The organism is Paenibacillus sp. OT2-17 (assembly GCF_009827695.1).
In the GTDB taxonomy this organism is placed as follows: domain Bacteria; phylum Bacillota; class Bacilli; order Paenibacillales; family Paenibacillaceae; genus Paenibacillus; species Paenibacillus polymyxa_B.
This window is the reverse complement of sequence record NZ_WUDQ01000533.1, coordinates 1-2,546: the sequence shown is the minus strand read 5'-3', so window position 1 is coordinate 2,546 and position 2,546 is coordinate 1. Positions and strand designations below refer to the sequence as shown.

Below are 2,546 nucleotides of genomic sequence, written 5' to 3'. Positions count from 1 at the left end.
CACCATTATGCCTACAATATCATCAGGCTTTACTCCCTTTTCTCTTAATGCCCTGGCCAATTGGTTTGCCTTTTGATTCAGTTCTCGGTAGGTTAATTGTTTACCTTCAAAAACCACTGCAATATGATCAGGAGTCTTTTTCACTTGCTCCTCAAACATTTGGTGTATGGTTTTATCCAGGGGATATTCGAGAGCAGTATCGTTAAAGCTGTATAATACTTGCTGTTTTTCTTCCTGTGATAACATTTCGATTTCATAAAGCCTTTTTTCGGGGTATGCTGCAATTTCTTCCAGCAAATTGATGTAATGAGCCCCAAGTCTTTCAACTGTTTCTTTCTTAAACAGTCTTGTACAGTATTCGAGTTCAAAGGCTATACCATCCTCAGTCTCAAATGCATTTAAGGTGATGTCAAATTTTGATATTCTGCCTTCTATCCCTTTGTTGTACGGCTTGAAGCTTAGATCAGACGTTATGAGCTCTGCTTTTCCAACATTGTATATGGCAAACATGGTATCAAAGAGGGGATTCCTGCTCATATCCCTCCTTATGTCCAGCTTATCCACTAATTCTTCAAACTGATAGTCCTGATTGTCGTATGCTTTCAAAGCATTTTCTTTAACTTCTTTCAAGAATTCAATAAAAGTCTTTTCTCCTTGCGGGTGGTTTCTCATGGCCAGAGTGTTTACAAACATACCTATGATGTCTTGAAGGTCAGCATGAGGCCTTCCAGCTATAGGACTTCCCACAATAATATCTTCCTGTCCAGTGTATCTAGATAACAGCACATTGTATGCAGCAAGAAGCGTCATATATAATGTAGCTCCATTGTCTGATCCAAGCTTGTTAAGTCTAACCGCAAGCTCGCTATCAGCTTCAAAGCTGATGTAGTCTCCTTCAAAGCTTTGTACTGCGGGTCTTGGGTAGTCGGTGGATAAATCCAGCACAGGGATCTCTCCCTGAAAGGTCTGGAGCCAGAATTCCTCCTGCTTACTTATGGCAGCTCCTGCAAACAATTCCCTCTGCCAAACTGAGTAGTCCTTGTACTGTATACGCAGTGGAGGAAGTATTTTCCCTTCATATAAGCTTATAAACTCTCTTACCAGTATGTCGTTGGACACTCCATCCGATATGATATGATGCATGTCAAACACCATAATATGTCTGGCTTCTCCAATCTTTACAAGTCCAACTCTTAATAGTGGAGCCTTTCCAAGGTCAAAGGGCCTTATGAATTTCTCCACTATTTCGGGAACCTTCTCTTCACTGGTTTCCAGGTACATGATACTTAGGTCCGCCTTGTCATGGACTTTCTGAGACAGCTCTTCCTCGATCATATGGAAGGAGGTTCGAAAGCTCTCATGCCTTTCTATCAGACTATGAAAAGCCTGCTCAAAACGTGCTTTATCAACAGTACCTTCCAGCAATATTATGCCAGGTATATTGTAGGCGATTCCAGCTCCTTCAAGCTGGTTTAATATATATAGTCTTTTCTGGGCGGATGACATGGGATAATATTCCATATCCCCAGCACGTTGAATGGACTGATATAGGCTCTCCTTTGAGTCTTCAATGTAGCTGGCAATTTCTAAGATGGTTGGTGTCTTGAATATTTCCTTAAGAGGTATGTCTACATTGAACTCTTTGTGAATTCTTGCTACAAGGCTTGTTGCCTTTAACGAGTGTCCTCCGAGCATAAAGAAGTTATCATTTCTTCCTACCTTCTCTATTCCAAGGATGTCCTGCCACAGCAGCGCAAGCCTTTCCTCCACTTCACCTGAAGGCGCTGCATACTCTGTTCCTGTATTTATTCTTCCATCAGGCAGCGGCAGCGCCTTTCTGTCCAATTTTCCATTTATGGTTAACGGTACTTTTGCTATCCTCATAAAATAGGATGGAATCATATAATCGGGCAGCTCTTTAGATATAAGCTCCCTTATTTCGGTCACTGTCACTTCTCGGTCAGACACTATATAAGCGCAAAGATACCTGCCTACACTTGAATCCTCCCGGTCAATGACCACCGCCTCATTTATATCAGCATGCTTCAAAAGGGCTGCTTCTATTTCCTCAAGCTCGATTCTATACCCTCTTATTTTAACCTGGTGGTCTTTTCTGCCGGCAAATGCAATATTCCCGTCAGGAAGCCACTTTGCAAGATCTCCTGTTTTATACATCAGTTCTCCAGGCATAAATGGGTTCGGTACAAACTTTTCCCTGGTAAGTTCCGGTTTTTTCAAGTATCCTCTCGCCAATCCTGCCCCGGAAACACAGAGTTCACCCTCAACACCTATGGGCTTAAGATTATTGTTTTCATCAACTATAAACACCCGGGTATTGGTAATAGGTTTACCAATAGGTACCGACTTATCGGCCGTCTCACAATCATCTGCTTTCCATACCGTTGCACATACGGTTGTCTCAGTAGGTCCATAAGCATTTATATATGAAATCCTGTTGCTCCATTTCTTTAAAAGTTCGGGAGTGGAAGCCGAACCTGCTGCAATTACCTTCTTTAAGGAAGTTACTTTTTCCGGGTCCAGATTTG

1 protein-coding gene is annotated in these 2,546 nt (G+C 42.1%); it reads right to left on the bottom strand.

The genetic code is table 11. The features are described from left to right. Positions 1 to 2,546 (bottom strand): condensation domain-containing protein (locus GRP75_RS24175; protein ID WP_160790586.1); only part of this gene is annotated, 2,546 nt, incomplete at both ends.